Annotated in this window: 25 protein-coding genes; 11 read left to right on the top strand and 14 right to left on the bottom strand. The window is 67.7% G+C overall.

Going from position 1 to position 23540, the window contains the following annotated elements:
• Positions 1–15: 15 nt before the first annotated feature.
• Genes AU197_RS15220 through AU197_RS15210 form a run of 3 tightly spaced genes read right to left on the bottom strand, consistent with a single transcriptional unit; the run spans position 16 to position 2925 of the window.
• Positions 16–780 carry a superoxide dismutase family protein gene (locus AU197_RS15220; RefSeq protein ID WP_197415552.1) on the bottom strand — a complete coding sequence of 255 codons (765 nt, stop codon included), beginning with the start codon at positions 778–780 and terminating at the stop codon, positions 16–18.
• Positions 781–821: 41 nt separating this feature from the next.
• Positions 822–1871, bottom strand: a complete 1050-nt coding sequence (ligD, locus tag AU197_RS15215; RefSeq protein ID WP_064403529.1) for a non-homologous end-joining DNA ligase — start codon at positions 1869–1871, stop codon at positions 822–824.
• Between the two features lies 1 nt (position 1872).
• A complete protein-coding gene (locus tag AU197_RS15210) occupies positions 1873–2925 on the bottom strand; it encodes an ATP-dependent DNA ligase (RefSeq protein WP_064403528.1) in 1053 nt (350 codons plus the stop codon).
• Positions 2926–3030: 105 nt separating this feature from the next.
• On the opposite strand from AU197_RS15210, the gene AU197_RS15205 reads away from it, so the two are divergent.
• On the top strand, positions 3031–4095 hold the full coding sequence (locus AU197_RS15205; protein ID WP_064403527.1) for an ATP-dependent DNA ligase: 1065 nt from the start codon (positions 3031–3033) through the stop codon (positions 4093–4095).
• A 58-nt stretch (positions 4096–4153) separates the two neighbouring features.
• On the top strand, positions 4154–4579 hold the full coding sequence (locus AU197_RS15200; RefSeq protein WP_064403526.1) for a hypothetical protein: 426 nt from the start codon (positions 4154–4156) through the stop codon (positions 4577–4579).
• A gap of 12 nt (positions 4580–4591) precedes the next feature.
• On the opposite strand, the gene AU197_RS15195 is transcribed toward AU197_RS15200, so the two are convergent.
• Genes AU197_RS15195 through AU197_RS15185 form a run of 3 tightly spaced genes read right to left on the bottom strand, consistent with a single transcriptional unit; the run spans position 4592 to position 7511 of the window.
• The gene (locus AU197_RS15195; RefSeq protein ID WP_064403525.1) at positions 4592–5098 is read right to left on the bottom strand and encodes a DUF3830 family protein; all 507 of its coding nucleotides are present in this window, start codon (positions 5096–5098) and stop codon (positions 4592–4594) included.
• Positions 5095–6498 (bottom strand): amidase, encoded by a 1404-nt coding sequence (locus AU197_RS15190; RefSeq protein WP_064403524.1) that lies wholly within the window; start codon positions 6496–6498, stop codon positions 5095–5097. The genes AU197_RS15195 and AU197_RS15190 overlap by 4 nt, the downstream gene beginning before the upstream one ends.
• On the bottom strand, positions 6495–7511 hold the full coding sequence (locus AU197_RS15185; protein ID WP_064403804.1) for a D-2-hydroxyacid dehydrogenase: 1017 nt from the start codon (positions 7509–7511) through the stop codon (positions 6495–6497). The genes AU197_RS15190 and AU197_RS15185 overlap by 4 nt, the downstream gene beginning before the upstream one ends.
• A gap of 98 nt (positions 7512–7609) precedes the next feature.
• Between AU197_RS15185 and AU197_RS15180 the strand changes: the two genes are divergently transcribed.
• Genes AU197_RS15180 through AU197_RS15170 form a run of 3 tightly spaced genes read left to right on the top strand, consistent with a single transcriptional unit; the run spans position 7610 to position 9796 of the window.
• Positions 7610–8347 (top strand): maleate cis-trans isomerase family protein, encoded by a 738-nt coding sequence (locus AU197_RS15180; RefSeq protein WP_197415551.1) that lies wholly within the window; start codon positions 7610–7612, stop codon positions 8345–8347.
• 55 nt (positions 8348–8402) lie between these two features.
• Positions 8403–9140 (top strand): maleate cis-trans isomerase family protein, encoded by a 738-nt coding sequence (locus AU197_RS15175; protein ID WP_197415550.1) that lies wholly within the window; start codon positions 8403–8405, stop codon positions 9138–9140.
• Positions 9137–9796, top strand: coding sequence for a GntR family transcriptional regulator (locus AU197_RS15170; RefSeq protein WP_064403523.1), 660 nt, complete (start codon positions 9137–9139; stop codon positions 9794–9796). The genes AU197_RS15175 and AU197_RS15170 overlap by 4 nt, the downstream gene beginning before the upstream one ends.
• Positions 9797–9799: 3 nt before the next feature.
• Here AU197_RS15170 and AU197_RS15165 read toward each other — a convergent pair whose 3' ends face one another.
• Positions 9800–11260: an NAD-dependent succinate-semialdehyde dehydrogenase gene (locus AU197_RS15165; RefSeq protein WP_231744937.1), complete on the bottom strand. Its 1461-nt coding sequence runs from the start codon at positions 11258–11260 to the stop codon at positions 9800–9802.
• A 57-nt stretch (positions 11261–11317) separates the two neighbouring features.
• Between AU197_RS15165 and AU197_RS15160 the strand changes: the two genes are divergently transcribed.
• Entirely contained in the window at positions 11318–12598 is a 1281-nt protein-coding gene (locus AU197_RS15160; protein ID WP_064403521.1) for an aspartate aminotransferase family protein, read from the top strand.
• Between the two features lies 1 nt (position 12599).
• Here the strand turns inward: AU197_RS15160 and AU197_RS15155 are convergent, their stop codons facing one another.
• Positions 12600–13988, bottom strand: coding sequence for an MFS transporter (locus AU197_RS15155; protein WP_064403520.1), 1389 nt, complete (start codon positions 13986–13988; stop codon positions 12600–12602).
• Positions 13989–14192: 204 nt separating this feature from the next.
• Between AU197_RS15155 and gluQRS the strand changes: the two genes are divergently transcribed.
• Positions 14193–15062, top strand: coding sequence for a tRNA glutamyl-Q(34) synthetase GluQRS (gluQRS, locus tag AU197_RS15150; protein WP_064403519.1), 870 nt, complete (start codon positions 14193–14195; stop codon positions 15060–15062).
• Between the two features lie 183 nt (positions 15063–15245).
• Here the strand turns inward: gluQRS and AU197_RS15145 are convergent, their stop codons facing one another.
• A complete protein-coding gene (locus AU197_RS15145; RefSeq protein ID WP_064403518.1) occupies positions 15246–16451 on the bottom strand; it encodes a saccharopine dehydrogenase family protein in 1206 nt (401 codons plus the stop codon).
• Positions 16452–16520: 69 nt separating this feature from the next.
• Positions 16521–17795 (bottom strand): tRNA guanosine(34) transglycosylase Tgt, encoded by a 1275-nt coding sequence (gene tgt, locus AU197_RS15140; protein ID WP_231744935.1) that lies wholly within the window; start codon positions 17793–17795, stop codon positions 16521–16523.
• Positions 17796–17812: 17 nt separating this feature from the next.
• Here tgt and AU197_RS15135 point away from each other — a divergent pair, with 17 nt between their 5' ends.
• Positions 17813–18262, top strand: coding sequence for a lipoprotein LpqH (locus tag AU197_RS15135; protein WP_064403516.1), 450 nt, complete (start codon positions 17813–17815; stop codon positions 18260–18262).
• Between the two features lie 118 nt (positions 18263–18380).
• Positions 18381–18845, top strand: a complete 465-nt coding sequence (locus AU197_RS15130) for a lipoprotein LpqH (protein WP_064403515.1) — start codon at positions 18381–18383, stop codon at positions 18843–18845.
• A 54-nt stretch (positions 18846–18899) separates the two neighbouring features.
• Here AU197_RS15130 and AU197_RS15125 read toward each other — a convergent pair whose 3' ends face one another.
• The gene (locus AU197_RS15125; protein WP_064403514.1) at positions 18900–19238 is read right to left on the bottom strand and encodes a DUF732 domain-containing protein; all 339 of its coding nucleotides are present in this window, start codon (positions 19236–19238) and stop codon (positions 18900–18902) included.
• A 57-nt stretch (positions 19239–19295) separates the two neighbouring features.
• Between AU197_RS15125 and AU197_RS15120 the strand changes: the two genes are divergently transcribed.
• Both AU197_RS15120 and AU197_RS15115 read left to right on the top strand, forming a co-directional pair.
• Positions 19296–19667, top strand: coding sequence for a hypothetical protein (locus tag AU197_RS15120; protein ID WP_064403513.1), 372 nt, complete (start codon positions 19296–19298; stop codon positions 19665–19667).
• 193 nt (positions 19668–19860) lie between these two features.
• Positions 19861–20310 (top strand): ATP-binding protein, encoded by a 450-nt coding sequence (locus tag AU197_RS15115; protein ID WP_064403512.1) that lies wholly within the window; start codon positions 19861–19863, stop codon positions 20308–20310.
• Here AU197_RS15115 and AU197_RS15110 read toward each other — a convergent pair.
• From AU197_RS15110 to AU197_RS15100, 3 genes are read right to left on the bottom strand one after another with little or no spacing between them, the layout of a single operon-like run.
• Positions 20283–20723, bottom strand: coding sequence for a response regulator (locus tag AU197_RS15110; RefSeq protein WP_064394836.1), 441 nt, complete (start codon positions 20721–20723; stop codon positions 20283–20285). The two genes, AU197_RS15115 and AU197_RS15110, sit on opposite strands and share 28 nt — an antisense overlap.
• Complete coding sequence (locus AU197_RS15105; protein ID WP_064403511.1) at positions 20720–22291, bottom strand: sensor histidine kinase; 1572 nt, start codon at positions 22289–22291, stop codon at positions 20720–20722. Before AU197_RS15105 ends, AU197_RS15110 begins: the two co-directional genes overlap by 4 nt.
• Positions 22288–23499, bottom strand: coding sequence for a PP2C family protein-serine/threonine phosphatase (locus tag AU197_RS15100; protein ID WP_156434430.1), 1212 nt, complete (start codon positions 23497–23499; stop codon positions 22288–22290). Before AU197_RS15100 ends, AU197_RS15105 begins: the two co-directional genes overlap by 4 nt.
• Positions 23500–23540: the final 41 nt, after the last annotated feature.

The following is a 23540-nucleotide window of genomic DNA, read 5'->3' as shown; positions in this document are numbered from 1 at the left end:
GCTGAGCGAGTCGTGTCAGCCGCCCGGCGGCGGGGCCACCGTGGTGGTGGCCGTCGGCGAGGGCGACTCGGTCACGGTGACGGTGTTCGTCTCGGTCGGCGGCGTCGTGGTGGCCGGCGACTCGGGTGCCGGGGTGGTCGTGGCCGGTGTCTCCGTGACGGTGGTCGGGGAAACCGGCGGGACCGCGGACGTGGTGACGACGGTGGTCGACGTGGACGTCTCGACGGAGGTCGTCCCCGCGGCGCCCGGGCTGATGACACCGCACGCGATCCGCGGTTGTTCGGGAGCGGCCGGGTCCTCCATGGTCGCGCTCTCGTGCAGGACGATCGACGAACCCTGCGGGGTCGTGAGCTGCTCCTCGGTGAAGGCGTCGCTGGTCGCGACCAGCTTGCCCGCGCCGTTCGACCGCACCAGCAGGGGCGGCAGATCGCCACTGGCGGGCATACCGGTGTGCCCGGGCGCCTGGAAGTGCTCGCCCGCGGAGGCGAATCCGTCGCCGGCCTCGCAGACTCCGATCTGGTGAATGTGCATGTCGTGGAAGCCGGGCGACAGGATGCCGTCCTCGACGGTCTCGACGGTCACCGTGGCGTACCCGTCGGAGAAGTCGATGGTGGCATCGGCGACGTGCCTGCCGTCAGCCGTATTGATCTGGGTGGTCATGCCCTGGGCACTGGGCGAACCCGTGGTCGTCGTGGTGGTGGCCGAATCGTCGGACGCTTGATTGGAACAGCCGACCGCGACCGCGAGCACACCCAAGGCAACACTGACTTGTTTGATCATGAACTCCCCGTACCCGTGTGACGCGCCACACAAACGCGCACTCAGTTGTTGACCGGGTTGCCGTCCTCGTCCCAGTTCGCGGCCACCTTCTTGCTCGGTTGCACGCGCGGGGGTTCCCCAGGCATCTTCGGATAGCTCGGCGGATACGGCAGATCGCCCAGCCCCCGCTCCTCGTCGGCCTTGACCATGTCCAGCAGCTTCTTGATCGACTGCGGCTTGCGGTCGATGTCGGCCCACGGATCGGGCCGTCCCGCAAGGAAATCGGGCACGGACGTAATCGTGTAGTCGTCGGGGTCGGCGGTGCGAAGCTCATCCCAGGTCAACGGCGTGGAGACGGTGGCTATGGGGGTCTTGCGCGCCGAGTACGCGGAAGCGAAGGTCCGGTCCCTCGCATTCTGGTTGTAGTCGATGAAGATGCGCGCGCCTCTTTCCTCCTTCCACCATGAGGTGGTCACCGCGTCGGGCGCGCGGCGTTCGACCTCGCGGGCCAGTGCGATGCCCGCGCGTCGCACGTCGATGAAGTCCCAGTCGGTCTTGATCCGGAGGAAGACGTGCACGCCACGTCCGCCCGACGTCTTCGGATACCCGATCAGGCCCAATTCGTCGAGCAGCGGTTTGAGCACGTCGACCGCGACCGAGCTGGCGTCGGCGAAGCCCGTTCCCGGCTGGGGGTCGAGGTCGATGCGCAGTTCGTCGGGATGTTCGGTGTCGGGGCATCTCACCTGCCACGGGTGCAGGGTGATCGTGCCCATCTGGGCAGCCCATGCGATCGCCGACGGGTGGGTGACCTTCAGTGCGTCGGCGGTGCGGCCGGATGGGAAGGTGACGGTGCAGGTTTCGAGGTAGTCGGGATGCTTCTGCGGGACCCGCTTCTGATAGATCTCCTCGCCGTCGATGCCGTCGGGGAACCGCTGCAGGTGCACCGGGCGGTCGCGCAGGAGCGCCACCATCGGTTCGGCGACGGAGCGGTAGTAGTCGAAGAGTTTGCCCTTCGTGCCGTTGCGGCCCAGCTTCGGGAAGTACACCTTGTCGCGGTTGGTCAGCCGCACCTTCGTACCGTCGACATCGACTTCCTCTGCAGCTTTTGGCATCTCAGGACTCCAGAACGTCGTAGAGGTCGTAGGTGAGCGGGACGTCGAGCTGGTCGAAGGTACAGCTCTTCGGATCTCGGTCGGGGCGCCACCGCCGAAACTTCACTGCGTGGCGGAAGCGTTGGGCGGCGCCGCCGTTGCCCTCCATCTGGTCGTAGGCGACCTCGCAGACCTTCTCCGGCCGAATGGGAACCCACCGCTTGTCGGCCGCGGAGTTCCAGCGGCTGGGGTCGCCCTCGCGCATCTCGTCGCCTTCGCGCAGCGGTTCCAGCTCAGCCAACAACTTGAGCCGATCCTTGGTGGTGAAAGATGCTGCCCCGCCGACCATCTGCAGCTCTCCGTCATCGCGGTACAGGCCGAGCAGGATCGAACCGATGCCCTCCCCGCTCTTGTGGATGCGATAACCCATCGCCACGCAATCGGCGTCGCGGGCGTGCTTGACCTTGACCATCTCGCGCTTGCCGGGCAGATACGGGCCGTCCAGCCGTTTGGCGATCACGCCGTCGAGTCCGGCGCCTTCGAACTCCTCCAGCCACTGCACCGCGAGCTCGGGATCCTCGGTGGTTCGGGTGACGTGGCACCACTGCTTCTCGTTCACGGCGTCCAGAAGCGCCTCTCGGCGCACGCGAAAAGGTTGCTTCATCAGCGAGGTGTCGCCGGACGCGAGCGCGTCGAAGCCGATGAAGTGCGCGGGGGTCTGCTCCGCCAGCATCGTGATGCGGCTGGCCGCGGGGTGGATGCGCTGGCTCAGGGACTCCCAGTCCAGTCGGGTGCGACCGCCGAACTCGCGGGGGACGACGATCTCGCCGTCCAGCACACACCGCGGTGCCAACTCGTCGCGCACTGCCTCGACGACGTCGGGGAAATACCGGCCTAGATCCTTACCGCTGCGCGAGAGCAGCACGACTTTGTCTCCGTCGCGGAAGACCAGGGCACGGAAGCCGTCCCACTTCGGCTCGTACGACCACACACCCGCGTCGGGCGGGACCTTGGCCTGGGCCTTGGCCAGCATCGGTTCGAGCGGCGGCAGTACGGGAAGGTCCACCCGGCCCATTATTGCGTCCACGCCATTTCAGACCGCCGGATTGCCTCCATACCTGTGCAGACCGTCCGCGCTCGGCAATGTCATCGCCGGGTGATGGCCTGCGACAATGGCCCCATGCAGCTGCCAGTGATGCCGCCGGTGTCGCCGATGCTGGCCAAATCGGTGGTGTCGATCCCGCCGGACGCCTCGTACGAGCCGAAGTGGGACGGCTTCCGGTCGATCTGCTTCCGCGACGGTGACGAGGTCGAACTCGGCAGCCGCAACGAGCGGCCGATGACCCGCTACTTCCCCGAACTCGTCGACGCCGCCCGACAAGAGCTACCGGCGCGCTGCGTCATCGACGGCGAGATCATCGTCACGGCAGGTCACGGGCTCGACTTCGAAGCGCTCCAGCAACGCATCCATCCGGCCGAATCGCGGGTTCGGATGCTGGCCGAAAAGACGCCGGCCTCCTTTATCGCATTCGACCTGCTCGCGCTCGACGACATCGATTACACCGGAAGGCCTTTCAGCGAACGGCGTGCCGCCCTCGTGGACGCCTTCGCCGGTGCCGGTCCGAAATATCACGTCACCCCGGTGACGCCGGACCTCGCGACGGCGCAGCGCTGGTTCGACGAGTTCGAGGGCGCCGGACTCGACGGCATCATCGCCAAACCCCTCGACCTGACCTACCAACCGGACAAGCGCGTGATGTTCAAGATCAAGCATCAACGGACCGCGGACTGCGTCGTCGCCGGCTACCGCGTGCACAAGTCCGGCGCGGACGCGATCGGGTCGCTGCTTCTCGGGCTGTACAAAGAGGACGGCACCCTGGCCTCCGTCGGCGTCATCGGCGCCTTCCCGATGGTCCGCCGTCGCGAGCTCTTCACCGAATTACAGCCGCTGGTAACCACATTCGACAACCATCCGTGGAACTGGGCGGCGCACATGGTCGGCGAGCGGACCCCACGCCGCAACGAGGGATCGCGCTGGAACGCCGGCAAGGACCTGTCGTTCGTACCGTTGCGCCCCGAGCGGGTGGTCGAGGTGCGCTACGACCACATGGAGGGCGAACGGTTCCGCCACACCGCGCAGTTCAATCGCTGGCGCCCCGACCGCGACCCCCGGTCGTGCACGTACGACCAACTCGAGCAGCCGGTCACCTTCAAGCTGGGCGACATCGTTCCCGGGCTGGGCTGATCGGAGAACTTTCGTCAACTCGGTGATGCCCGAACGCCGGACGTGTGATGCTGACCGAATGGCGACCACACGCGCGACGGCAGCGGCGGTGATGCTGATCGGTGCCGCCATCGGGACGGCGGGGCCCGCATGGGCCCAAGGTCGACTCGAAGGCGAGTACCGGCTGATCAACGGTGCAGCCACGAACACGTGGTCGATCACCACGCAGTGCAACGCCGAAGGTTACTGCGGCGGAACGATTTCGAGTTCGACCGGGATGATCGCGCAGATCAGCAGAGAGGGTGACGGCCCGTGGACCGTCGAGCGCCACGACGTCTTCAATGGGCGCCCGTGTGCCGACGGCAGCACCGGGCCCGCCGACGTGACGTACGAGTTCGACCCGGCGACTCTGGCGGGCAACCTTCGCTACACCTGGAAAGCCGGAACGTGCAACGATCCCAACCCCGGTCAGACAGACCAACCGGTGAGTCTTCAGCCGCTGTAGCCGGGCCGCTCCTCAATCCTGCGTCATGCGTTGGAAACTCAGGGTTTCGCCGCGCACACCGCCCATCCACAGGTCCTGGCAGGCCTCGGCCATCTCCTCGAGCCCTTCGATGATGGTGCCGAACACGTTGCCCGGGACCCAGCCCTGATCGCCGTTGATGAGCAGGTTGTTGCGACCGTAGAACAGCGCGAGGTCGACGATCGCGCCGGTGGTGCCGGTGCCGGTGGTGTTCTCGTAGCCGTAGGCGGGGTTGCCCAGCTGATCGGAGTCGAAGGAGAACCAGCACAGGTCACCGGGGATGGGCGTCACCGTGGTGTTCTCTTTACCGGGGTCCGTCGCCGCGAATTCCGGTAGCAGCGTGTAGATCTCGTTGCGGGCGTATTTGCCGTGGAATACCTGCGAGGACAGCGGCAGCGCGTCCCACACCGCCGCGCAGGTGCGAGGCGCCGCATCGTCGAGCATGCGGGCCACGCAGCTGACGCCGCGCTTGTCGAGGGACACGGTGATCAGCCTGCTCATCGAACTCCTTGTGTCGTCAACGCCGGTGTGCGCCTGTGCCATTCGGTGGCCATTTCGTGGGCGCGGCCCACCCGCAGCACCAAGGCATCCGCGTGCCGGGGGCCCACGATCTGCAACCCGATCGGCAAGCCGGCCGCGGTGAATCCGCACGGCACGCTCAACGCGGGCTGCTGAGTCATGTTGAACGGGTAGGTGTATGGCGTCCAGCTCGCCCAGTAGTGAGAGCGCCAGCCATCGGGCACGTCGCGGCCGACGCTGAACGCCGGTAACGGAAGCGTCGGCGTAACCAGCACGTCGTAGGTTTCGTGGAACCGGCCCATCACCTGCCCCAGCTGCATGCGCACGGCCGTCGCGTCGAGGTAGTCCGACGCGGAGAACGACGCGCCCACCGCGGCTATCCGGCGCAACCCCGCGTCGACCCGGTCGTCGACCGCTTTGCCGTAGGCCTCCAAAACCTTTGCCGCGCCTGCGAACCACAGGACGTGGAAGGCCTCGATCGGATCGGCGAACCCGGGGTCGACCTCCTCGACGATGGCACCCGCATCGGACAGCACCGTCACCGCGGCCCGCACGGCGGCGTCGATCTCCGGATCGTTGCGCACGTAGCCCAGTCTCGGTGAGAACGCCACCCGCAGGCCCGCGATGCCGTCGTCGAGTCCGGCGAGGAACGACTCCCGGGGCGTCGGCATCGCCGACCAATCCCGGGCGTCGAAACCGGTGATCACGTCCATCAGCGCGGCGGTGTCGAGGACGGTTCTCGTCATCGGGCCCGGGTGGGCCAGCGTGCCGAACGGGCTCGGCGGATAGTGCGGTATCAGGCCATAGGTCGGCTTGAGCGCGACGGTTCCGGTGAATCCGGCCGGGATGCGAACCGATCCGCCCGCGTCGGTGCCGACCGACCACACGCCCATGCCCAGCCCCACCGCCGCCGCACTGCCGCCGCTCGAACCGCCCGCCGTCTTGGTGGGGTCCCACGGATTGCCGGTGACACCGAAGCGCGGTGAGTCGGTGACGCCTTTCCAGGAGTACTCCGGTGTCGTGGTCTTGCCGAGCAGTACGGCCCCGGTCTCGCGAAGCCGCGCCGTACAGGGCGCGTCTTCGTCCCACGGCCCGGGCTCGTCGATGAGCCAGCTGCCCCGCAGCGTCGGCCATCCCCTCGTCCACAACGCGTCCTTGATCGACGTCGGCACGCCGTCGCCGGGCCCGAGCGGCTGCCCGGCGTGCCAGCGCGCCTCCGAAGCGCGCGCGGCGGCCAGCGCGCCCTCGGGGTCGACGAGCACGAAGGCGTTGACCGTGCCGTTGTAGGCGTCGATTGCGGCCAGCGCCTCCTGGGTGGCCTCGACCGGAGAGATGGTCCTGGCGCGGTAGCCCTCGACCAGTTCGGCGGCCGTCGCGATCATCGCGAGTCCCCCGGCACGTAGCCGAGTTTCTTGTCCACCACGTTCACCAACGGCTCGCCGGCCAGCCACCGCCGCGCGTTGTCCGCGAACTGCTCGGCCAGGGCTTCCCGCCAACCCACCACGTCACCGGCCATGTGTGCGGTGATCGTCACGTTGGGAGCGTCCCACAGCCGATGATCCGGCGGCAGCGGTTCGGTGTCGAAGACGTCCAGGGTCGCACCGCCAATCCTGTTGTCACACAATGCCGATAGCAACGCCGACTCGTCCACCAGCGGACCACGCCCGATGTTGACCAGATGCGCGTCGGGCTTCATCGAGCTCAACACCGAGGCGTCCACCAGGCCGCGTGTCGAGTTCGTCAGCGGCGCGGCCAGCACCAGGTGATCACACCATCCGACCTCATCGGCCAGGTCCTCACTGGCTATCACGTCGCCGAAGTCGGGGTCGTCGGTCCTGGCCACCCGACCCCCCCCGCGCACCTGCATGCCCGCGGCCCGCAGCAGGCGCGCGATCTCCCGGCCGATGCCGCCGGTGCCGACGACGAGCGCACGGGCTTGCGCGATGGCCCGAGTCTCGCGGTGTTGCCACCGATGCTCGCGTTGCAGGGCGAAGCTGGTGCGACTGTCCTTGGCGTGGGCGAGCACCGCGCCCAGCACGTACTCGGCGATCGGGCGGTCGAACACGCCGCGGGCGTTGGTCACCACCACGTCGGAGTCGCGGAGTTCTGGAAACTCCGGGTCCAGCAGCGTGTCGACGCCCGCCGCGGTGACGTGGATCCACTCCAGCTCGCCGGCCTCGTGCCACACGTCGCGCACCGCGGTCGAGAAGAAGTCCCACAGCAGCAGCGCGCGGGCCCCGCGAACGGCGTCGGCGAGGTCATCGGCGGTGCAGTAGCGCAACTCGATGTCGAGCTCGTGGAGGCCGGGTGGACGGTCGGTGGGCTGCTTGCACAGGACGGCGACGACCGGTCGAGCGTAACCACCGTTGACCTGCGACGACAGCCCGATCTGCACGCTCTCGCGGGGGCCTGGCACGCCCCGAGGCTAGGGACATGCCGTAGGATTGTCAACAATCTGTTGCTGGTTTGGTCGGATGGCCTCACACTGTGCAAATGAGGATCGGGGAACTGGTGCCGCCCCCACCGTTGCAGCAGGTAGGCATAGGCGTCGTGACACCGTACGACTTCGCGCTCGACCGGGAGCTCTGGCGTTGGGTGCCCGACGACGTCAGCCTGTACGTGACCCGGCTCAGATACGCCCCCTTGCCGGTGACCGTCGACATGGCGGTGCACATATCCGACCCCGAACACGTGATCGCCGGCGCAGCGAACGTGCTGGCCGTCTCCCCGATCGTCACCGCGTACGCGTGCACCGCGGGCAGCTTCGTCAAGGGGATGGCCGGGGAAGCCGCCCTGGTCGCAGCGATGCGGGCGGCCGGCGCGCCGTCGGCGGTGACCACCAGCGGCTCGATGCTCGAGGCGCTACGACACCTCGGCGTCGGACGCGTCGCGACCGTCACCCCATACACGTCGGACCTGACGATCGGCCTGACGAGCTACCTCATGGAGGCCGGTATCGAAGTCGTTGCGACCTCGGGGCTGGGCCTGACCTCGCAGATCTGGTCGGTGCCGTATTCGCGAACCGCCGACTTGGTGCGCGCCACCGACGTCGCGGACGCCGAGGCCATCGTCATCAGCTGCACGAACCTGCCGACCTACGACCTGATCGCCGAACTCGAGGCCGAGTTGCAGAAGCCGGTGGTCTCGGCCAACCAGGTGACGATGTGGGCGGCGCTGCGCGTGGCCGGGCGCAAAGCGGTGGGGCCGGGACAGCGCCTGTTCGAGACGTAGCCGCCGACGTGCCGGTTAGCATTGTCGACAATCTGCCGATTTCGAAGGGGCCGCCATGGCGACCGTAGGACTGCTCTATCCGGGGCACAGCGCCGAGGACGACTTCCCCGCGCTCGAGGGCCGGGTCGACGGGAACCTGCACCTGCCCGTGGTCATCACCTCGGTCGGTGAGGATGCGCACCGGGTCGACGCGCTGCTCGATCTCGGGGGTGACGAACGCCTGGCCGACGGGGTGCGCCAACTCGCCCAGGCGCGCCCGCAGGCGGTGATGTGGGCGTGCACGTCGGGCAGCTTCGTGTTCGGTCCCGAGGGTGCGCGCGAACAGGCCGCGAAAGTCGCTGCGGCTGCCGGTGTTCCGGCGTCGTCGACCTCGATCGCGTTCGTCGACGCGCTGCGCCACCTCGGCCTCCGGCGCGTGGCGGTCGCCGCCTCGTACCCGCATGACGTCGCCGAGCACTTCGTACGCTTCCTGGCCGCCGACGGCGTCGAGGTGGTGGCGATGGGAAGCCACGGCATCATCACCGCCGCAGAAGTCGGCACGCTGGAGCCGCAGCGGGTGGAGCAAATGGTCACCGCGGCCGATCACCCGGACGCGGAAGCGGTCTTGGTTCCCGACACTGCGATGCACACGCTGGCGATCATCGACCGTCTCGAAGCCGCGGTCGGCAAGCCGGTGCTGACCGCCAACCAGGTGACGGTGTGGAAAGGCCTGCAGCTGGCCGGGGCGACGCCCGTGATCGCGGGATTGGGCCGGCTGTTCGGGGTGTCCGCCTCGGCCGGGGAGTCGCGATGACCGAGTTCCTCGCGCCGGTGGAACAGGAGTCCACGCCGAGCATCGTCGCCGACAAGCTTCGGCAGGCGATCGCACACGGGGAGCTCGCCCCCGGCACGCAGCTGATCGAGGCCGACCTGGCCCGCAAACTCGGCGTCAGCCGCGGCCCACTGCGGGAAGGCATGCAGCGGCTGACCCAGGAGGGTCTGCTGATCGCCATCCGCAACCGCGGGGTGTTCGTCATCGACATGACGCCCGAGGTGGCCTCCGACATGTACCTCGCGCGCGAGGCCATCGAACGCGCCGCCACCCGCCGGATCCTGCAGGGCGACTACGCGTCTGCGGGCGACGAGCTGCTGGCGATCGTCGAGGAGATGGCCGCGGCCGCCGACGTCGAGGAGGGCAGCGAGGCCGACATCCGGTTCCACGAGCGCCTTGTCGAGCTGGCGGGCAGTGAGCGGCTGTCGCGGATGCACCAGACGTATCTCGTGGAGACGCGGATGTGTGTGCACGCGCTGGCCGACACCTACGACAACCCCAACGACAGGGTCGTCGAACATCACGCGTTGGCCAGCGCGATCCGGGCCGGTGATGTGCAACTGTCGGACAAGCTGCTGATCGCTCATATGGAGGACGCGGTCGACCGGCTGGTCGAGCGGGTGTCGCGCGGCGCCTGAGTCTCACACCAGGGCGATGCCGACGTACTTGGTTTCCAGGAACTCGTCGATGCCCACCGAACCGCCTTCGCGGCCGAGCCCGGATTGTTTGACGCCGCCGAACGGTGCCGCGGGGTTGGACACGATGCCCTGGTTCAACCCCACCATGCCGGTCTCCAAGGCCTCGGCGACCCGCAGCGCCCGCCGCAGGTCGTTGGTGAAAACGTAAGCCACCAAGCCGTATTCGGTGTCGTTGGCCGCGGCGACGACGTCGTCCTCGGTCTCGAACGGGGTCAGCGGTGCGACCGGGCCGAAGATCTCCTCGCCCGCCATCCTCGCATCGCGTGGCACACCGGTCAGCACGGTCGGCGAGTAGAAGTAGCCGTCGCCGGGAACGGCCGCACCGCCCGTCAACACGCGCGCGCCGCGACCGACCGCGTCGTCGACCAGCGCCTGCACCTTGTGCAGTGCGGCGTCGTCGACCAACGGACCGACGTTGACCCCGTCCTCGGTGCCCCGACCCACGCTCAACGCACCCATCCGCTCGGCCAACCGGCGTCCGAACTCGTCGATCACCGAGGCGTGCACGAAGATTCGGTTCGCCGCCGTGCACGCCTCTCCCATGTTGCGCATCTTGGCCGCCATCGCCCCGTCGACCGCCTCGTCCAGATCGGCGTCGGCGAACACGATGAACGGGGCGTTGCCGCCGAGTTCCATCGAGGTCCGCAACACCTTTTCCGCGCACTGCTCGAGCAGGATGCGGCCCACGCGGGTCGACCCGGTGAACGACAGTTTGCGCGCCAGTCCCGAGCGGATCAGGGGTTCTGTCACCGCGTTGGCGTCCATCGCGGTGATGCAGTTGACGGCGCCGGCGGGCACACCCGCTTCGTCGAGGATTCCCATGAGCGCCAACATCGTCAGCGGGGTCTGGTGTGCCGGTTTGATCACGCTGGTGCACCCGGCGGCGATCGCCGGTCCCAGCTTGCGGGTGCCCATCGCCATCGGAAAGTTCCACGGGGTGATCAGCAGACAGGGCCCGACGGGCTGGCGGGTGATCAGGAAGCGGGCACCGCCGGCGGGCGCGGTCTGATAGCCGCCGTCGATCCGGGTGGCCTCCTCGGCAAAATGGCGGAAAAACTCTGCGGCGTAGGCGATTTCGCCTCGCGCCTCGGCAAGTGGCTTGCCCATCTCCAGCGTCATCAACAGAGCAAGGTCGTCGACACGGGCGTGCAGCAACTCGAAGGCCGCCATCAACATGTCGGCTCGGGCCCGCGGCGGTGTCGCCGCGAACTCGCGCTGGGCCGCGACCGCCGCGTCGAGGGCGGCACGCGCGTCGGCCGGCGTGGCGTCGGCGACCGCGCACAGCGTCTGCCCTGTCGCCGGGTCGATGACGTCGAAGGTGCGTCCCTCGCTCGCGTCGATCCACTTTCCGTCGACGAACAGCCGCTTGTCCACCGCCTCGATCACGTGCCGTTCGCGATCCACCACGCCTCCCTTGGTCGGATTGTTGACAATCTACAGAGCACCGCTGACGATCATGGCATGAATTCGGCGTCCGAAGCCCCGCAGCTCTCCTCGATCCTTCGACAGGCGACCGGTGTCGTGGCCGCCCGTGGCGAAGGGGTGCTGCTCTACGACGAGCAGGACCGTCCCTATCTCGACTTCACCGCGGGCATCGGGGTGACCAGCACCGGGCACTGTCATCCGCGGGTGGTGGAGGCGGCGCAGCGCCAGGTCGCCACGCTGATCCACGGCCAGTACACGACCGTCATGCACCGGCCGCTGCTCACCCTGGTGGAACGGATGGGAGAGGTGCTGCCGTCCGGGCTCGACCGGTTGTTCTTCGCCAACTCCGGAAGCGAAGCGGTGGAGGCGGCCCTGCGACTGTCCCGACAAGCCACCGGGCGCCCCAACGTCATCGTCTTCCACGGTGGCTTCCACGGCCGCACCGTCGCAGCGGCGTCGATGACGACCTCCGGCACCAAGTTCCGCTCGGGCTTCGCCCCGTTGATGGCGGGGGTGCACGTCGCGCCGTTCCCGGACCCGGGCCACTTCGGCTGGCCGGTCGAGCAGGCCACCGACTTCGCCCTGGCGCAGCTGGACTACCTCCTGCAGACCATCAGCGCACCCGCCGACACCGCCGCGTTCTTCGTCGAACCCGTCCTCGGCGAAGGCGGTTATGTGCCCGCCAATGAGCGGTTCTTCGCCGGGTTGCGCGAGCGCGCCGACGCCCACGGCATCCTGCTGGTCGTCGACGAGGTGCAGACCGGCTTCGGCCGAACCGGCCGGTTCTGGGGCAGTCAACACTTCTTCGGCGATTCGGGTGTGCGCGCCGACATCTTGATCACCGCCAAGGGCCTCGCGTCGGGCTTCCCGCTGTCGGGTATCGCCGCGCCTGCGGCGCTGATGGAGAGGGCGTGGCCGGGTTCGCAGGGCGGTACATACGGCGCCAACGCGGTGGCGTGCGCGGCTGCCGTGGCCACCCTCGACGTGATCGCCGACGAGCGGCTGGTCGACAACGCCGCCGCACGCGGGGCGCAGTTGCGCGAGGCGTTGCAGACCGTTGGCGACAAGTTCGACGCGATCGCCGACGTGCGCGGTCTCGGTTTGATGCTCGGCACCGAATTCCGCGACGCCGCGGGCAGACCCGACGGAGCGACGGCCCTTGCCGTACAGCAGGAGGCTGCCCGGCGCGGCCTGCTGCTGCTGACCTGCGGCGCCTGGGGGCAGGTCGTCAGGTTCATTCCCGCGCTCGTCGTGACCGCCGAGCAGATCGACGAGGCGGCGGGCGTCTGGTCCGACGCGGTGAACGCCGTCTTGTGACTCAGCGACTGGTCTCCAGTTCGTAATCCAGCTGCGGCGGCGCTGCCGGGGTGCCGGGTATCTCGGTGCCGTTGATGGGGCACCGGGCCGTCTCGGGGAGCCTTGCCAGGGCGATTGCGCCGACGATGCAGGCACCCATCATGTAGTACGCGGGCACGAGGTTGTCGCCCGTCGCGCCGATCAACCAGTCGTTGACCGCCGGGGCCGTGCCGCCGAACAGTGCTGTCGAAACGTTGTAGGCGATCGCGAACCCGGCGTAGCGCACCTGCGTCGGGAACATCGCCGGGAACGTCGCCGAGATGGTCGCCAACTGCGGGACGTAGAGCAGCCCCAACACGGCGTAGCCGATGACGGCGCCGATCGCCCCGGTCGACATCAGCATGAACATCGGAATTCCCGCGACGAACAACCCGATCAACGAGATCCACCAGACCGGCTTGCGGCCGAACCGATCCGACGCCAGGCCCGCGAACGGCAGGAAGATCATCATCGACAGCATCCCGATGATCGGCACGATCAACGACATATCGGTGGACAGGCCGATCGACTGCTCGAGATAGGTGGGCATGTAGGTGAGCAGCGTGTAGTTGACGACGTTGAGGGCGACGACCAGACCGCCCAGTCGCAGGATCGGTCCCCTGTATCGAACGATCAGATCCTTGAACTCGGCCCAGATGTTCTTCTCCTGCTCCCCTTCTCTCTCGAGCTCTTTGAAGACCGGCGTCTCGTCGAGTCGACTGCGCAGATAGAGGCCGATCAGACCGAGGGGCGCAGCGATGAGGAAGGGCATCCGCCAACCCCACACGTCCATCTGGTCGTCGGACAGGATCAGCGAGAACCCGAGCATCAACAGGGCTCCCGTCGAGAAACCGGCCAGGGTGCCGAACTCCAGGAAGCTGCCCAGCACTCCGCGACGGCGGGTGGGGGCGTACTCGGCCATGAAGGTGGCGGCGCCGCCGTACTCTCCGCCCGTCGAGAAGCCTTGGATCATCCGCAGGAGCACCATCAGCACGGGCGCCCAGATCCCGATCGTGTCGTAGCTCGGCACAAGTCCCACGCACAGCGTCGCACCGGCCATCACCAGGATCGTGATGGCCAGGATGCGGCGCCGCCCGAGGCGGTCGCCCAGTGGTCCCCATACGAACCCGCCCAGGGGGCGGACCAGGAAGGAAACGGCGAAGGTCATCAGAGCCAACAACGTCGCGGTCGCCCCGTCGCCCGGGAAGATGGCCGTCGAGATGTAGGAGACCCCATAGGCGTAGAGCCCGTAGTCGAACCATTCGGTGTAGTTGCCGACGGCCGAGGCCGCGATCGCCTTCTTCACATCACCCGGCGAGGGTGAGTCCTTCTGAGTTTCGTGCTGCGGGCGGGTGGAACCGTGGGGATCCACGTTGCGGCCTCCTAGCGTCCGTCGGGCACGACCCTTGGGACGCCTGCACGGCGAGCGCCGGCGATGGGGCCGTGTTTCTCGGTGCATAGGCAAACTACCAGCGCACGTCGGGGGATACCCACATTGCACGAAAGGTGATCGGTGTAAAGGAATCCGGGGGTGGACACACCGCGACGCCGGAGGGCGGGCGGTTAGATTGCGAGCATGACCGCCGGCAGGTTCGCCCCGAGCCCCTCGGCGGACCTGCACATCGGAAACCTCCGCACCGCCGTTCTGGCCTGGTTGTTCGCCCGCTCCACCGGCCGGCGGTTCCTCATGCGCGTCGACGACCTCGACGACCGCACCTTCGCCGATATCGGCCGTCGCCAACTGGCCGACCTGGCCGCGATCGGATTGACGTGGGACGTCGTCGAGTGGCAGTCCGAACACCCCGAGCGCTACGACGTCGCGATCGCAGAGTTGGACGGACGTGGTCTTCTCTACGAATGTTATTGCAGCCGAAAGGATATCGCGCAGGCCCCACGTGCGCCGCATGCGCCGCAAGGGGCCTACCCGGGCACGTGCCGCGACCTCACCGACACCGAGCGCGCAACGCGGCGGGCTGAGACGGGCCGTCCGCCCGCGCTGCGTCTGCGCACCGACGCGATCGTGCACACCGTGCACGACGTACTGCACGGCGACTACACCGGCATCGTCGACGACTTCGTCGTGCGCCGCGGCGACGGGGTGCCCGCCTACAACCTCGCGGTCGTTGTCGACGACGCGACCCAGGGCGTCGACCAGGTGGTGCGCGGGGACGACCTACTGGCCTCCTCGCCGCGACAGGCGTATCTGGCGCGGATGCTGGGTCATCCCGAGCCCGTGTACGCCCACGTCGCACTGGTACTCAACGAAGACGGCGCACGGTTGGCCAAACGCGACGGGGCCGTGACACTGGCCGAGATCGGCGTCGCGCGGGCGCTCGCCCAGATCAGCGAATCGTTGGGCTGGCAGGCTCGCGACGTCGAGGGCATGCTCGCCGAGTTCGATCCGGCCGCGCTTCCGCGCACCCCGTGGATCTACCGGCCCGATTGACGCTCGGCGAGTCACTACCTGTGTGCGGCCGCCGCCAACCCACCGCGCCGCCGCCAACCCACCGCGCCGCCGCCAACCCACCGCGCCGCGGCCAATCGACCGGGCCGCCGGAAACCCCCGCGCCGAGTGTGGGATCGACACACGCTTACCGGCCCGGACGCGTGCGGGTAACCCACGTTCGCGCTAGAGGTTTTTGTGGTCCCACGGCGAGCCGTAGGCCGTCAACAGGTCCAGACACGGCACCGCGTCGAAGGCCTCGGGGCCGAGCACACCGCTGCCACTCCAGGTGCCATCGGCCAGAAGCTCAAGGGCGACAACCGGATTGATCGCCGTCTGCCAGACCACGCATTGATGCCCGTATTCAGCCATCGACCATTCGTTGTCGACGACGTGGTACAGGTAGGTCGACCGCGGGTTGCCGTCCTTGCCGGTCCCCGTCACCCACAGACCGGCGCATGTCTTTCCGCGCATCTTCGGCCCGAGCGTGGCGGGGTCGGGCAGGCAGGCCGCCACCACGTCGCGGGGGCTGACCTCCACGCCTCCGACGTTCACCTTCTCGGTGCGGTCGAGCCCGAGCTTGTGCAGTGTCTTGAGCACGCCGATGAACTCCTCGCCGAGCCCGTACTTGAACGTCGCGCGTTTGCACTTGACCCAGCGCGGCATCAACAGCACCTCCTCGTGCTCGACGTTCACGCACTCGACGGGTCCGATGCCGTCGGGGAAGTCGAAAACCTCTGGCTCGCTGAAGGGTTCGGTGGTGAACCAGCCCCGATCAGCCTCCCAGACCACCGGCGGGTTGAGGCATTCCTCGATGGTGGTCCAGATCGAGAACGACGGGGCGAAGTCGTAACCGTCGACGGTCAGGTTCGACCCGTCCCGGGTGCCGAGCTCGTCGATCTCGGCGAACAGGTGGTCGGCGGCGTAGCGCGCGAACACATCCGACAGCCCGGGCTCGACGCCGATGCCGACAAGGGCGAGCCGACCCGCGTCGCGCCAGCGCTGCTCGGCGGCGAACTGCTGGTCGCCGAGCTTGATCCCGGTGAGCGCGTACGGCTGCTCGGGATGGCGCCGCGACAGGCTCATCGCCATGTCGAGGTAGTCGGCATCGCCGGCCAACGCGCCGTCGAAGATCGGCATCACGAAGCGTGGGTCGACGGCGTTCATCACATGGGTGATCCCGTGTGCGCGGACGAGGTCGGCGACCGCGTCGGCGGAGGTGGCGTCCACCCGCGCGGCGACGAACCGCGCATCCTCCACCGCGTCGGCGGCCCGCCGGGCGCGGTGCTCGTCGTAGTCGGCGACGACGAGCGCGTCGAAGAAGTCGCGCCGCGCCGCGATCGAGCAGAAGGCCGCGCCCACACCACCGGCGCCGATCAGCAGAATTCGCATGGCCTAGAAAGTACGGGATCCGGGGCGAAAACGATCGCTGAGCGATGTTTTGCGCAGCGAAACCGGCGGTCAGGTACTGGTTGAGTAGTACCGGCCCAGTACGTCGGCGCGCAGCTCGTCGAAGTCGCCGGTGTCGATGGCCGCGCGGATCCGGTCCACCAGCCGCACCACGAACCGCTCGTTGTGGATGGTGCACAGCGTCGCCGAGAGGATCTCCTTGGCCTTGAACAGGTGGTGAATGTAGGCCCGGGTGTAGTGGGCGCAGGTGTAGCAGTCGCACTCGGCGTCGATCGGGCTGAAGTCCCGACGGAATCTAGCGTTGGTGATGTTGAAGCGGCCGGTCGTCGAGTACACCGCGGCGTTGCGGGCGACCCGCGACGGGGATACGCAGTCGAACGTGTCGGCACCCGCGGCGATCGCGTCGAACAGATCGTCGGGCTCGCTGATCCCCAGCAGGTGGCGGGGCTTGTCGACCGGCAGTTCGTCGACCACCCATCCGACGATGGTGGCCAGATTCTGCTTCTCCAGGGCCCCGCCGATGCCGTAGCCGTCGAAATCGAGGCCCTCGGCGGACCCGGCTTGGGCGCCGATCGTGACCAGCCCGCGGGTGGCCTGCCTGCGCAGATCCTCGTACTGGGCGCCCTGCACCACCCCGAACAATGCCTGTGGCGGTTTATCCGGCCTCGCGGCTTGCTGCCGCTGGTGCTCGACCAGGCAGCGCACCGCCCAGTCGTGCGTGCGCTGAACCGACCGCTCCTGGTATCCGCGGGTGTTGACCAGCGTGGTCAACTCGTCGAACGCGAAGATGATGTCCGCACCGAGCTGATGCTGGATCCGGATCGACACCTCAGGGGTGAATCGGTGCGTGGACCCGTCCAGGTGCGATCGGAACGTCACCCCGTCGTCGTCGACGTTGGCCAGTCGCTCCTTGCCTTCGGCGATGATGTCGTCGGCCTGGGTGCGTTCGGCGTCCATCGCCAGCACTTTGCGAAAGCCCGCGCCCAGCGACAACACCTGGAAGCCGCCGCTGTCGGTGAACGTCGGGCCCGGCCAGTTCATGAAGACCGACAAACCCCCGGCCTCGTCGACGATGTCCGGGCCCGGCTGCAGGTACAGGTGATAGGCGTTCGCCAGAACAGCTTGCGCGCCAAGCTCTTTCATGGTCTCCGGCAACACCGCTTTGACGGTCGCCTGGGTGCCGACGGGAATGAACGCCGGGGTGTGGATCTCACCGTGCGGGGTGCGGATGATGCCGGTGCGACCGGCCCGCCCGGGTAGTTCGGCCGTCACGCTGAAAAACGGGGCCGACGACTCTTTCGGAGCGGAAGATTTCGGCACGGCCACGCCGTAGATTCTGCACTGTGAGAAATTGGTGGGTGCCGACGTGTTGTGCCACCGCGGTCGTGCTGGCGTCGGCCGCATGCTCGAGTTCCCCGGATTACGCGCCGCCCAAGGGCGAACTGGTCGCGGGCACGGCGCAGATCACGGTCAACGGCAACGACGCGGGCACCACCGACGCGGTGCAGTGCGATACGACGGGGTACCTCACCACGATCACCACTGGCGATCAGGCGTCGGGGGTCACCGCGATGGTCTCGAACCAGGAAGACTTGGCCGTCGAGTCGGTCAACATCAACGACATCGGCGGGTTCACCGGCAGCTACACCGCCGGGGTCGGCACCGCGCCCGAGGACGCCGAGATTTCCATGACGGGCCGGACCTACGACATCTCGGGAGCCGCCGACGGCTTCAACACCGACAACCCCAGCTTCCGCGCTTCCGGCACCTTCAGCATCCGGGTGTCCTGCTGAGCAGGCATTGCGGCGGACGATCAATTTTTGCCCGAAACGCTGTTGGCGGGTTTCGCGCGAACCATACTGCTTTCTGATGATCCGATCTTGACGGGTCACACACACAAAGGAGAACAGGGTGAAGCGTGGTTTCCTGGTCGCCGTCGGCGGCGCGGCGATCGTCATCGCCGGTCTGTCCGGCTGCTCCTCGGGTGAGAAGAAGTCCGAAACTTCGGGTGAGACCTCGACGGCCGCGTCGGCGGAGGGTAAGACCACCGTCACGATCGACGGTCAGGATCAGGCCGTTCAGGGCACTGTCGTGTGCAGTGACATGGGCGGGAACACCAACATCGCGATCGGCGACGCCACCACCGGCATCGGCGCCGTCGTCAGCTCCGGTGACGAACCGACGGTGCAGTCCGTCGGCCTGGGCAACGTCAACGGCGTGACGCTCGGCTACCAGAGCGGCGCAGGCCAGGGCGAGGCCAAGGCCGAGAAGGACGGCAAGACGTACAAGATCAGCGGCACCGCGACGGGTGTCGACATGGCCAACCCGTTGCAGCCGGTCAACAAGCCGTTCGAGATCGAGGTCACCTGCCCGTAGGCAGGTCATCGAGCGCGAGAGAAGGCGGCGTCCCGACAGGGGCGCCGCCGTTTTTCATCCGGTGTAGCCGGCGGCCGACTGGCGCAGCTGCCAGATCTGCGCTGGGCAGAGTTCGTTCACCGCCTGGTTGATCAGGTATGCGCCCTGGTACTTGTCGGTCGTGCGGAAATCGGCGGTCACCTGGTCCACCAGCTGGCCGTAGCTCATCTTGCCCGCCACCCGGTCGCAGATCGTCCTGCCGTAGCCGAGGGCGGCGTCGGCGTTGGGGAAGTTGTACCCCGGTCGCACGTGCACGTTGACCAGATACGCGACCGCGTCGGCGTTGGCCGTCGGCGCGCAGATCATCGCAGCCGCACCCGCGGCGGCGACCAGGGTGACCATCACCGGCTTCATGGCTTAAGAGCCTATTCCGTGTCCACCGTCGATGCGGGGCACTTAGGCTAGCCAGCTATGAGGCTCATGGCTGCAGCTGCGCTCGCGTGCGGATTCGTCGCCGCACCTTTGATGACCGCCGCGAATGCACCGGCGTCCCCCGGCTACTGCGACGGCGCCGACTGTGTTCCGTACGTCGACCGGACCGCGGTGGAGGGCACGCACTGCGTGCAGAACACCCGCTACAACTTCGGCATCGACGCCTCGGGCAACACGTTGGCGTGCAACTCGCGCAGCACCTGGGTTTCCTCGCCGCCGCTGGTCGGCATCCGCACCAACCGCCTACCGTGCGGCGACGCCACCGGAGTTGCCCAGACCCCCGACGGGATTCCGCTGAGCTGCCGCGACGGCGCATGGACCCCCGACTACCAGGTGATCTTCTACGGCTGAGACCGTTGGCGAGCGACGGGGCCAAAGCTTCGGCGTCGTCATCGATTTCGGGCCGCGTGCCGACTGCGGCGAGGTCCTCCAACGGCCCCAGCAACGGCCCGCGGGTGTGATCTGCGCCTCGCTATTGTGTTGAGACCAAAGCGTATGTGTGGCATACGTGAGGAATCGGGGCAAGCGGGGTACAACCACTCGCGTGGTGATCGATGTGCGTCTGCGGCCGGCGGATCCGCTGAGAATCGAGGTACCGGCCACCGCGGATCGACTCGCACTGGTTCGCCGCAGACTTCTCGGGTGGATGGAACCGATCGGCGTGCCCGATACCGTCGGCGCCGACATCGTGCTCGCGGTCAACGAGGCAGCAACCAACTGCGTCGAACACGCCTACCGGAATGCGGCCGACGGTGTGATGGTGGTCGAAGCGACCCTCGACCACGGGCGGATCGTGGTCTGCGTGTCCGACCACGGCGAGTGGCGAACCCCGAGCACGGAACCGACGACCCGCGGGCGGGGCCTGCCGATCATCCGCGCACTGGGCGACGGCGTGGAGGTCAGGCAAACGACGTCGGGCACGACCGTTCGCATCGACTTCGACGTGTTGAACCCCGGACGCGGCGATCAGGAATTGGGTAGCCGAACCACCTGAACGAAGAACTCGTCGATCTGCCGGACCGCGTTCATGAACTGATCGAGATCCACCGGCTTGGTGACATACGCGTTGGCGTGCAACTTGTAGCTGCGCAGGATGTCTTCCTCGGCCGAGGACGTCGTGAGCACCACCACGGGGATGTGGCTGAGTTCGGCGTCGGATTTGATCTGTTCGAGCAACTGCCTGCCGTCGTACTTCGGCAGGTTCAGGTCGAGCAGGATCAGGTCGGGCCGCGGCGCGTCGGCGTACTTGCCGCGGCGGTACAGGAAGTCGAGTCCTTCCTCACCGTCGTGCGCGACGTGCAGGGTGTTCTTGATTTTGTTGTGCTCGAACGCTTCTCGGGTGATCAGTTCGTCACCCGGGTCATCCTCGACGAGCAGTACGTCGATCGCCCGGCCGTCCAATGTCATGCGGTTGATCCTTCCATTTCCGCCGTGACGGGGTCGTCGACGACGCAGGGGATTGTGAAGCGGAACCTGGTGCCCTCGGTGTGGCCGGTGTCGATCCAGATGTTACCGCCGTGGTGCTCGACGATCTTCTTGCACAGTGCCAGGCCGATACCCGTTCCGGTGTAGACCTCGCGGCCGTGCAGCCGCTGGAAGATCACGAAGACCTTCTCGGCGAACTCCTCGGGAATGCCGATCCCGTTGTCGGTGACCGTGAAAAGCCACGCGCCCTCGCGGGCGCCCTCACCGACCGCGCAGTCGATGACGATTCGCGGCGTGGCGTCGGGTCGGCGGAACTTCACCGCATTGCCGATCAGGTTCTGCCACAGCATCGTCAGCAGCGTCGGATCGCCCTTGACGGTGGGCAGCGGCTCTCCGGTGCGGACCACCTCGGCACCGGACTCCTCGATGGAGGTGGCCACGTTGTCGATCGCATCGGCCAGCACGGCATCGAGGTCGACGTCTGCCTCGGTCGAGCTGAGCCTGCCGACGCGGGAGAACGTGAGCAGATCGTTGATCAGCACCTGCATACGCTTGGCGCCGTCGACGGCGAAGCGGATGTATTCGACACCGCGCTCGTCGAGCTTGTCGCCGTAGCGCTTTTCGATCAGCTGACAGAACGATGCCACCTTGCGCAGCGGCTCCTGCAGGTCGTGTGATGCCACGTACGCGAACTGTTCGAGTTCGGCGTTCGACCGCTGCAGCTCCAGTGCCTGCTCGCCGAGCTGCTCCCTGGCCGATCGCGACGCCGCCAACTCGTCGACGATGCGCTGCCGCATGTCCTCCACATCCGACGCGATCGCCTGGATGTCGCGCGGACCCCGCGCCGAGATCTTCTCGTCGAAGTTGCCCTCGGTGATCCTGCGGCACGAGGCGGCGAGCTGCTCGAGTGGCCGGGTGACGGCCTTGCGCACCAACACCGCGAGCACGATGCCCGCGATGAAGAACGCCACGACGATCGTGATCAACAGCGTGTCCCGCCAGGTCTGCACCGAGGCGAGCTCGTCGACGGCGTCCTGACGCGCCTGTGCCAGGTCGCGGTTCTGGTCGTCGAAGAGCACGCGCAACGCGTCGAACCCCTCCTTGCCCCGCTCGGCGGTGGTGGGGTCCAGAACCTTCGGCGCGCCGGGCGTCACCGACGCGATCAGCGGGTCCGCGTACGTCGAGCGCCACTGCGCCGCGGCCTTTTCGATCGCCTCCAGGTCGCCGATGAGCTCCTGTCGGTGGCCGATTCCGTCGCGGATCCGCCGCACCGCGTCGTTTTCGACCTCCTGTCCTTCGAAGTAGGGGTCGAGGAACTGCAGATCGGCGGCGATCGCATAACCGCGGACGGCCGTCTCCTGGTCGCGAAGGGCCGCCTGCAGCTGGTAGGCCGCAACCCGGGCCGGTTGGATGCCGAGGTTCAGCTCGCGCGAGACCTCGTCGGTCCGGTTCAACAGCAACGCACCGACGATCGCGCCGCCGATGACCACCACGCCCATCAGGGACAGCACGAGGTTCTGCCAGCCCTGGACGGTGAGGCGACCCCTCATCCGGTGATCGTCCGCTCCACCCGCACCACGGCGATGTCGTCGCTGATACCGCCCACCGACTGCGCGCGGCGCTCGACGTCGTCGATCAGGGCGGTGACGAACTCGCGGCCGGGCAGGTGCGCGTAGCCCCGCGCCACTTCCAGGAGACCGGCCTCGCCGAGGCGTTCGGTTCCGCGACCCGAGCGACCCTCGAAAAGTCCGTCGGTCAGCAACACCAGCCCGTAGCCCGGGGGCAACTCGAAAAGGTTCAGTGGCCACTCGTGTCCGTACAGGCCCAGCGCCGGGCCGACCCGCGGTTCCAGCCACTCCACGGTGTTCTCCCCGTGCAGCAGCATGCCGGGATGGCCGGCGGACACGACGTTGTAGCTGAGGTTGTCCGTGGACATCGCGACGCTGCACACGGTGGCGAAGATGCTCGATCCCGGGCGTTCGGTGCTCAGGATCCGTTCCAGCTGGCGCATGCGTTCGTTGCCGCGCAGCCCGGCGAACGTCAGCGCGCGCCAGCCGATCCGCAGCGCCACGCCGAGTGCGGCCTCGTCGGGTCCGTGCCCGGCCACGTCGCCGACCATGACGTGCACGGTGCGGTCGGGTGTCTGCACGAAGTCGTAGAAGTCGCCGCCGAGCAGCGCATGCTGCCGGCTGGGCCGGTACTCGGCGACGATGTCCACCCCGGGTTGTTCCAGCAGCAGCGGCGACGGCAGCAGGCCACGCTCGAGGCGGGCGTTCTCCATGGCCCGCAGCTCGCTGGCGTGCAGCTCCACCGACGTCAGCTCGGCGCGTTTGCGTTCCACGGCGTAGAGCAGCGCGCGGCGCAGGGTCTCGGGCTCGACGCGGCCCTTGACGAGGTAGTCCTGGGCGCCGGCGGCGACGGCGGAGATGCCGAAGTGCTCGTCGTTGAGGCCGGTCAGCACGACGATGGGCATGGTGATGTCGCGCCGGGCGACGCGGTCGAGGGCCTTGATGCCGTCGGCGTCGGGGAGGTTCAGATCGAGCAGCACGCAGTCGGGGCGGGAGACCTCCAGATGCTGTTCGGCGTCCTCCATGGATGCCGCCCAGATGACGTTGATCTTCGCGTCGGCGTCGGCGATCAACTCCTCGACCAGGATGGCGTCGCCGCGGTCGTCCTCGATGAGCAGCACCGAAAACGGGCGCAGCGCGGCGGCACCTCCGGTCGAGGCCCAGGGGTCCTGGTCATGAAGCGCGCGCATATACCAATTCTCTCGGTTTGGTCACCGCGGTCGCCTCGACC

The organism is Mycobacterium sp. IS-1590 (assembly GCF_001500025.1).
GTDB lineage: Bacteria > Actinomycetota > Actinomycetes > Mycobacteriales > Mycobacteriaceae > Mycobacterium.
The sequence above is the reverse complement of the archived record's forward strand: the minus strand, read 5'-3'. Positions and strand labels throughout refer to the sequence as shown.

What these genes read in the sequence shown, in the direction of transcription:
- AU197_RS15220 (WP_197415552.1), bottom strand. Translation starts at nt 780, where the DNA reads ATGATCAAACAAGTCAGTGTTGCCTTGGGTGTGCTCGCGGTCGCGGTC.
- ligD (WP_064403529.1), bottom strand. Translation starts at nt 1,871, where the DNA reads ATGCCAAAAGCTGCAGAGGAAGTCGATGTCGACGGTACGAAGGTGCGG.
- AU197_RS15210 (WP_064403528.1), bottom strand. Translation starts at nt 2,925, where the DNA reads ATGGGCCGGGTGGACCTTCCCGTACTGCCGCCGCTCGAACCGATGCTG.
- AU197_RS15205 (WP_064403527.1), top strand. Translation starts at nt 3,031, where the DNA reads ATGCAGCTGCCAGTGATGCCGCCGGTGTCGCCGATGCTGGCCAAATCG.
- AU197_RS15200 (WP_064403526.1), top strand. Translation starts at nt 4,154, where the DNA reads ATGGCGACCACACGCGCGACGGCAGCGGCGGTGATGCTGATCGGTGCC.
- AU197_RS15195 (WP_064403525.1), bottom strand. Translation starts at nt 5,098, where the DNA reads ATGAGCAGGCTGATCACCGTGTCCCTCGACAAGCGCGGCGTCAGCTGC.
- AU197_RS15190 (WP_064403524.1), bottom strand. Translation starts at nt 6,498, where the DNA reads ATGATCGCGACGGCCGCCGAACTGGTCGAGGGCTACCGCGCCAGGACC.
- AU197_RS15180 (WP_197415551.1), top strand. Translation starts at nt 7,610, where the DNA reads ATGAGGATCGGGGAACTGGTGCCGCCCCCACCGTTGCAGCAGGTAGGC.
- AU197_RS15175 (WP_197415550.1), top strand. Translation starts at nt 8,403, where the DNA reads ATGGCGACCGTAGGACTGCTCTATCCGGGGCACAGCGCCGAGGACGAC.
- AU197_RS15170 (WP_064403523.1), top strand. Translation starts at nt 9,137, where the DNA reads ATGACCGAGTTCCTCGCGCCGGTGGAACAGGAGTCCACGCCGAGCATC.
- AU197_RS15160 (WP_064403521.1), top strand. Translation starts at nt 11,318, where the DNA reads ATGAATTCGGCGTCCGAAGCCCCGCAGCTCTCCTCGATCCTTCGACAG.
- gluQRS (WP_064403519.1), top strand. Translation starts at nt 14,193, where the DNA reads ATGACCGCCGGCAGGTTCGCCCCGAGCCCCTCGGCGGACCTGCACATC.
- AU197_RS15145 (WP_064403518.1), bottom strand. Translation starts at nt 16,451, where the DNA reads ATGCGAATTCTGCTGATCGGCGCCGGTGGTGTGGGCGCGGCCTTCTGC.
- AU197_RS15125 (WP_064403514.1), bottom strand. Translation starts at nt 19,238, where the DNA reads ATGAAGCCGGTGATGGTCACCCTGGTCGCCGCCGCGGGTGCGGCTGCG.
- AU197_RS15120 (WP_064403513.1), top strand. Translation starts at nt 19,296, where the DNA reads ATGAGGCTCATGGCTGCAGCTGCGCTCGCGTGCGGATTCGTCGCCGCA.
- AU197_RS15110 (WP_064394836.1), bottom strand. Translation starts at nt 20,723, where the DNA reads ATGACATTGGACGGCCGGGCGATCGACGTACTGCTCGTCGAGGATGAC.
- AU197_RS15105 (WP_064403511.1), bottom strand. Translation starts at nt 22,291, where the DNA reads ATGAGGGGTCGCCTCACCGTCCAGGGCTGGCAGAACCTCGTGCTGTCC.
- AU197_RS15100 (WP_156434430.1), bottom strand. Translation starts at nt 23,499, where the DNA reads ATGCGCGCGCTTCATGACCAGGACCCCTGGGCCTCGACCGGAGGTGCC.